The 7,686-nt window shown below is 42.2% G+C and carries 3 protein-coding genes; all 3 read left to right on the top strand.

The window, feature by feature from the left end:
* Window positions 1-2,439: UvrD-helicase domain-containing protein (locus tag HMPREF9074_RS01660; RefSeq protein WP_052141358.1), on the top strand; the 2,439-nt coding region annotated here is incomplete at its 5' end.
* 365 nt (window positions 2,440-2,804) lie between these two features.
* Window positions 2,805-5,948, top strand: a complete 3,144-nt coding sequence (locus HMPREF9074_RS01655) for a SusC/RagA family TonB-linked outer membrane protein (RefSeq protein WP_009388678.1) — start codon at window positions 2,805-2,807, stop codon at window positions 5,946-5,948.
* A gap of 30 nt (window positions 5,949-5,978) precedes the next feature.
* Window positions 5,979-7,652 carry a RagB/SusD family nutrient uptake outer membrane protein gene (locus HMPREF9074_RS01650; RefSeq protein ID WP_009388677.1) on the top strand — a complete coding sequence of 558 codons (1,674 nt, stop codon included), beginning with the start codon at window positions 5,979-5,981 and terminating at the stop codon, window positions 7,650-7,652.
* Window positions 7,653-7,686: the final 34 nt, after the last annotated feature.

Genomic DNA, 7,686 nt, shown 5'->3' with positions numbered 1-7,686 from the left:
TTAGACCGTCACGGATTAGATAAGGGGGCTTTCAATGGTGGTCATCTGTACAATTTCTTCCAAAAACTAACGCTTAGTCCTCAGAAAGAACCCGCTTGGGGTAGTGGTTGGCAGAATAACTTGTTAAAAGGTGAACCAATGTACGGCAAAACAGCCGCTAAAACCCTTGATACTGCTCTTATCGATAGCCTACAACCTCAGATTACTACTTATTTTGAAGATATACAGAATGCTTTTGGTACGCTCAACTTTATGCAAAACGCCCTAAAGTACCTTCCCCCTTTGGCTTTGCTAAACCGTATCCAAAAAGAAATAGCGCTTATCAAAGAGGAAGAGAACATCTTACCTATATGGGAGTTCAATGGCGTAATTTCTTCAGAGCTGAGTACTCAGCCAGCGCCTTTTATTTATGAGCGTATAGGCGAGAAGTTTCGTCATTATTTCATCGATGAGTTTCAAGACACCTCAGTGCTGCAATGGCAGAACTTTATACCGCTTATCCTCAATGCAGTGCAAAGTCAAGTAAACCACCAAGCGGGTTCAGTGCTATTAGTAGGCGATGCGAAACAGTCTATCTACCGCTGGCGAGGTGGGAAAGCAGAACAGTTTATGAGGCTGTATAGTGGTAAAGAAGACCCATTTAAAGTCCCGCTCAACACTGTTAATTTGGCTGAAAACTACCGTAGTTTAAAGCAAATTATAGACTTCAACAATGCGTTTTCCCCTTTTGTAGCAAAGCTTTTCACCATAGGAGAATACCAAGATCTTTACGAAGCAGCTGCCCAAAACTATCCAAAAAGTACCTTAGCAGAGGGTTATGTAAATATTTCGTTTATCAACACCGCGCAAGAAGAGGAGGAAGAAGAGAGAGAAGAAGAAACTAAAGACGATACCCTCACCCCGCGCGAGAAGAGTTATTGCGAGGCTATACTACAGAAAGTAAGGCACGCCAATGAGGCAGGAGCTGATGATAAAGACATCACTATATTAGTGCGCACTAACAAAGAGGGCGCTGCGGTAGCCTCATTCTTATCAAGCAAAGGGCGCAAAGTCATCTCTCCCGACTCTTTGTTACTGCAAAACGTACCCTCAGTGCAGTTCCTTATAGCCCTACTGCAGTTGCTTTACCACCCCGAAAGCGAAGACCTAAAGGCCAAGATGCTCTTTGCCTTTATTCGAGCTAACGGCAAGGGGACGGAGCAGCCTCATACTTTCTTAAGCAAGTACGCATACCAGCCTGTGAGTACTTTCTTTGCCGACTTTCATTTTTCTATAGAAACGTTTAACCAATATTCACTATACGAAGGAGTAACATTAGCGGTAAACTGCTTCGAGGTGGCACGCCATTCAGATGCCTACCTCACCCACTTTATCGACCTTATTTTCGACTTCAAGAATGCCCGCAAAGGAGGCTTAGCCGACTTCTTAGACTTCTGGGAAGACCAAAAAGAAAAGCTTAGTATCAGTTCACCCGAAGGTCTTAACGCTATCACCGTGATGACCGTACATAAGAGCAAAGGGCTCTCAGCCCCCGTGATTATCTATGCCTTTGCCGATAGCAAGTTAGAAGACGGTCGTGGCGAAATGATATGGTACCCTGTCTCAGCCGAGAACTTCGCTGGTTTTGACTATCTATTGGTGAAGAGCAGTAAGAATATTGAAAACTATGGAGCGGCATCCACTATTCTCAACGAGCAACACCAGCAACACCTCCTCGACCAGATAAATGTGCTATACGTGGCGATGACCCGTCCTGAGTCGTCTCTCTATGTTATCACTTCGCTCCCTGAGAAAGAGATTAACACTTACGGCACGCTCCTCCGCGATTTTCTAAAACATAAAGGAGATTGGAATGAGGAGATTACTGAGTATGAATATGGCAGTCCTATACTAGCTAAAAAGAAAGAAGAAACAAATGCCGATAGCTATGTGTTGTTTCAGAAAGGGTGGGCAGCTCCTCATTATAAGATAGCTACAGGAGCCTCACTGCTATGGAACACCCACCAACAGCAAGCCCTCGAAAGAGGAAACCTCATACACAGCCTCTTTTCGCAACTAACCTATGCCACCGACTTGGGGTCGGTACTAAGCGAGGCGCTACAAGAGGGCACCCTCACCGAGGAGCAATACCAACTGCTGAAGCCTCAAATAGAAACCCTACTAAGCGAGCCGCAGATAGCAGCTTTCTTTACTGATGAGTACCATTACTTCATCGAACGCGAGTTTGTAGACAGCAAGGGCAAATACTTCCGTCCTGATAGGATAGCCTATCACCCTACCACTCGCGAAGCCTACCTTATCGATTACAAAACAGGGCAGCCTAACCCTCAATACCACCAACAGCTATTGTACTATGCCCAAAACCTACAAACCATAGGTTGGCAAGTAAAAGGCAAATACTTAGTATATTTAGATGAGGGAACAGTAGTTAAGTGTTAAGCTACCCCCCCCAATATACCGAAGAACTTTGCACAGTAAAAGCACTAAACTTTTTACTGTGCAAAGTTCTAATTGTTTTTATAGATAAGTTTTTATACTCCCGAAATAATACACATATATAATCGACAAATATTTGTTAAAACGAAATAAATAGAAAAATACAACTATCAATTTTGTTGCATATACTATAAAAAATGTATAAGTGTCTTTTATTCAATGTGTTGATGATTTTTTTTGTGCTGTTTTCTTTATACTTCTCCCTGTTTTTTTGCTAAAAAATGATAGCTTTTGACTAGTTTTTGATAGTGCATTGCTTTCTTTTTCTCTACCTTTGCCACCGAAAATTAATCGCAAAAAACACCAATATGATGAGTAGAAAAATAAACAAACGCATTTTACTGTCGCTTTTACTCTGTAACTTTTCAGGAGCTCTTTTTTCCCAAGAAGTAATCGGAGTAGTGAAAGCAAAGGCCGATAACACTCCCATGATGGGGGTAACGGTGATGGTGAAAAACAAATCGGTAGGTGCTTCTACTGATTTTGATGGGAATTACACCCTTCATCCCGTCGCTGCCACTGATAGTTTGGTCTTTTCATATATAGGCTACAAAACCCAAACAGTAGCCGTGAAAGGGCGCAAGAACATAAGTGTAAGCTTAGAAGAAGAAGTCACTGCCTTAGAGGGCGTTACCGTATCAGTCGGTTATCGTACTGAACGTAAAACCGACCTTACCGGAGCAGTTTCGGTAGTAAAAGTAAACGAAATGATGTCTACTGCCGAAAATAACCCTATGAAAGCCCTTCAAGGTCGTGTAGCAGGTATGCAAGTAACCGATAACGGAGGCCCTGCAGGTAAGGCAACTATTCGCATTCGCGGTATCGGTACGCTCAATAACAACGACCCTCTTTATATTATTGATGGGGTGCCTACTCAAGGCGGTATGCACGAGTTAAATTCTAATGATATAGAGAGCATACAAGTGTTGCGCGATGCTTCGGCTGCCAGTATCTATGGGTCGCGTGCTGCTAATGGAGTTATCGTTATTACCACTAAAAAAGGTAAGAAAGGTGTGCTGAAAGTAGATTTTGACCATTATACTACCGTGTCGATGTTCCACTCTCGGATGAAAATGCTTAATTCTAACGAGTATGCACAAGTACTTTGGAAAGCAGCTGTTAATAGAGGAGGAAACCCTAACCAAAATCCTCTTGGTATTCATTATGATTATACTACCGATGCTAATGGGCATAGTACTCTCAACAATTTGTACTATCCGCGTGAGTATTTTGATAAAACAGGTAGCCCAATGTTGCCTTCTAATACCGATTGGTTCAAGGAAATCACTCGTATGGGGGTAACCGAATCGTACAACCTTTCAGTAACCAATGGTACAGAAAAAGGTAACTACTTCCTTTCTTTGGGCTACTACAACAATGATGGTTTGGTGAAAAATACTGACTTCTCTCGTCTTTCAGCTCGTATTAATACCGATTACAAGCTCTTTGGCGATGTGGTAACTATAGGCGAAAACTTCACTGTAAACCGCACTAGTGAGGTAGAACAACCTAACCAAATCACCGAATCGGCAATGATAGCAGTACCTTTTATTCCGGTGCGCACTACCGATGGCAAACACTGGGGAGGGCCTGTAAATGGTTTGCCCGACCGTCAGAATCCAGCACGCCTTGTAGCCGATAATAAAGATAACCGCTATAACTATTGGCGTATGTTTGGTAATGCCTTTATCAACATTCAGCCTATCAAAGGTTTAAATATACGTTCTAACTTCGGTTTGGATTACGGTAATTTCTACAAACGCGTGCTTAACCGTTCGTATGTTTCAGGATTTATGGAAGAAGGTAAAGAAAGAACTTTCTCTCAACTCGAGCAAGCTCATTGGACTAAATGGAACTGGGCAAACACAGCTACTTACGACTTTGAATTTGGCAAGAGTCGTTTTGAAACCTTAGTAGGTATGGAAATGTTCTCGCAAGAAGACCTCAATTTTGCTATCAAGGGTAATAATCTCGCTATAGAAACACCTGAATATATGTGGCCTACTTTGGCAACAGGAGGTGTGAGTGGTAGCGGTTCTTCTACTGGATATAAGTTGCTCTCTTTCTTCGGAAAAATCAACTATGCTTTTGATAATAAATACCTAGCTTCTGTAACCCTCCGCCGCGATGGCTCTTCACGTTTTGCTAAGGATAATCGTTGGGGTACTTTCCCTGCGTTCAACTTAGGTTGGCGTCTTTCTCAAGAATCTTTTATGGAGAAAACTCGCAACACAGTATCTGAACTTAAGTTGCGCTTTGGTTGGGGGCAAAATGGTAACCAAGATATCAATAACTACGCTATTTATGACATCTTCGACCCTTACTATGGGGTAACCGGCGACTTCATTTGGAACGGTATCTGGAAAACTTCTTACGATATTGAAGGTAAAGGCTCTGGGCAATTAGCTTCAGGGTTCCGCCGTACACGCCTCGGTAACAAAAACCTCAAATGGGAAACCACAACCCAAACTAACTTCGGTCTTGACTTCGGTTTCTTCAATAATAGCCTATATGGCTCTGCTGAATATTATATCAAAAACACTAAAGACATCTTGGTAGAACCTCCTTACGCAGGTATCAAAGGCGAAGGAGCTTACCAATGGATGAATGGTGCTGCAGTAGAGAACAAAGGTTTAGAAGTATCTGTAGGCTATCGCAATGAAACTAAAGCCGGACTTAAATATGACATCAATGCCAATATAGCAGCCAACAGAAATAAGATTACCGAACTTCCTACTTCTGTAATCAACTCTTACGGGGGCAATGGTAAATGGGATAATGGCTTAGGTCGCCCTATAGGTTCTAATGCCTTCTATGGCTATGTAGCCGATGGTATCTTCAAAACTCAAGAAGAGGTGAATCAGCACCCACAACAGAATGGTAAAGGTATTGGTCGTATTCGTTACCGCGATTTGAACAACGATGGTGTAGTAAATGAAGACGACCGCACTTGGATAGGCAATCCACAACCCGATTTCATCTATGGTCTTAACTTCTATTTAGAGTACAAAAACTTTGATTTTACAGTCTTCTTCCAAGGAGTACATAATGTAGATGTAGTCTCTAACGTAAAACGCCACACCGATTTCTGGAGTGTACAAGATACCTATGGTAACAAAGGTCGCCGTTTGCTCGATGCTTTCGACCCCGTTACTAATCCAGACTCTGATATACCAAGTGTATCAAGCGTAGATGATAATAACGAAGGGCGTATGTCTACTTACTATGTAGAAAACGGTTCATACCTCAAACTCCGCAATGTACAATTAGGTTATACTTTGCCTAAAGAACTATCTGAAAGAATAAAACTCAGCAAGTTGCGCTTGTATGTAAGCGGACAAAACCTCCTTACTATCAAGAGCAAGTCATTTACTGGTAAAGACCCTGAAAACCCTAATTACGGCTATCCTATTCCTATTACTTTCACAATGGGGCTTAATGCTAGCTTCTAGTACTAATACCTAAATCTAAATAATTAACAAATGAAAAAGATAATATATACCACCGCGATATGTGCAGCACTCTTTACAACAAGCTGCAGTTTTTTAGACGATAATCCTCAAGGGATTATGAGCGATAAAGAGGCTATATCTAAAGCTGATGAGCTCGCTATCGCTGCCTATGCCTCTTTAGGTAATGACCATTATGATTCGCCTTTTAGCCTTTGGATTTACGGCAATGTGCGTGCTGATGATGCCTATAAAGGAGGACAAGACGTGAGCGACATTCAGGTGTTCCATTTCTACGAAACAGCTCAAAATATCGACCCTACTTATGCCGAGCCCGATAAGTTTTGGTTTATGTGCTACCAAGCCATTTCGCGTACTAATATTGCTTTGCGTGCTTTGCAACAGGCCTCTGATAACGATGTGCCTAACCGCCAATCTCGTATAGGCGAAATGTACTTCTTGCGTGGGCACTTCTACTTCCAGCTAAAAATAATCTTTGGACATATTCCGTTTGTAGATGAAAATACAGCTGATAGTGCTTACGAAACCACCCCTAACACCTTGCCTAACGATGAGCAGTGGCAAAAAATAGCCTCTGACTTCAAAAAAGCATATGACCTATTGCCTGTTGCTCAGTCTCAAAAAGGAAGAGCTACCAAAGCTGCAGCTGCTGCTTACCTTGCTAAAACCTATTTGTATAAAGCCTATCGCCAAAGCGATAACAATAGTCTGACTAATATTAATAGCCAAGACTTACAAGAAGTCCTTACTTATACCAATGAGGTTTTAGGTTCTGCTTATGGTTTAGAAGATGATTTTGCTTTCAACTTCCTCCCAGGCAGCTACGAAAATGGTAAAGAATCACTCTTTGCTGTGCAATACTCAGTAGATGATGGCACTCAATACGGAAGCCTCAACTGGGGTGATGTACTCTCTGTACCTCAAAAGTTAGGCTGCTGCGACTTCCATAAGCCTAGTCAGAACTTGGTGAACGCATTCAAAACCGTAAATGGATTGCCCGATTTTGATAACTTCAATAACAACGATTACAACGCCGCTACCGATAAAACCGACCCTCGTTTGTTCCATACGGTTGCCTTACCTGGTTTGCCTTATAAGTACAATACAGAATTGATTTACAAAAACGACTGGAACCGCAATAGCAATGTATACGGCTTCTATGCTTCCCTCAAAGAAAACGTAGACCCTTCTTGCTCTTGCTTCCGCAATATCAACCCATTCCGTGGTAACTCCAAGAACCGTATCGTGTTGCGCTATGCCGATGTGCTCTTAATGCGTGCCGAAGCCCTTATCGAGCTCAATCGTAGCAACGAAGCCCTTGCTCTTATCAACCAAGTGCGCCAACGTGCTAAACAGAGTATGTCAATGATTCCTTATGCCACCAATACCGATATAGCTTTATACCAAGATGGCGTAAACATCACTTGGAATCAAGAAAACGCCCGCAAAGCACTTCGTTGGGAACGCCGTTTAGAGTTCGCAATGGAAGGCAGCCGCTTCTTCGACCTTGTGCGTTGGGGTATTGCCGACCAAGTGCTCAACGACTATTTCGCTAAGGAAAAAATACGTCGCCCTGCTATATACAGCAATGCGCACTTCACCAAAAACAAGAATGAGTACATCCCTATTCCACAAAACCAAATAGGGTACGTTAAAGGTATTTACAAACAAAATGCAGGATTCTAATATGAAAACAACAGTATACAAATTCGCCCTTATA

This window comes from Capnocytophaga sp. oral taxon 329 str. F0087, from assembly GCF_000213295.2.
Lineage (GTDB): Bacteria > Bacteroidota > Bacteroidia > Flavobacteriales > Flavobacteriaceae > Capnocytophaga > Capnocytophaga leadbetteri_A.
The sequence above is the reverse complement of the archived record's forward strand: the minus strand, read 5'-3'. Positions and strand labels throughout refer to the sequence as shown.

Bases quoted from the DNA above. Each gene is read 5' to 3' on its own strand.
- HMPREF9074_RS01655 (WP_009388678.1), top strand. From the start codon at position 2,805: ATGATGAGTAGAAAAATAAACAAACGCATTTTACTGTCGCTTTTACTC.
- HMPREF9074_RS01650 (WP_009388677.1), top strand. From the start codon at position 5,979: ATGAAAAAGATAATATATACCACCGCGATATGTGCAGCACTCTTTACA.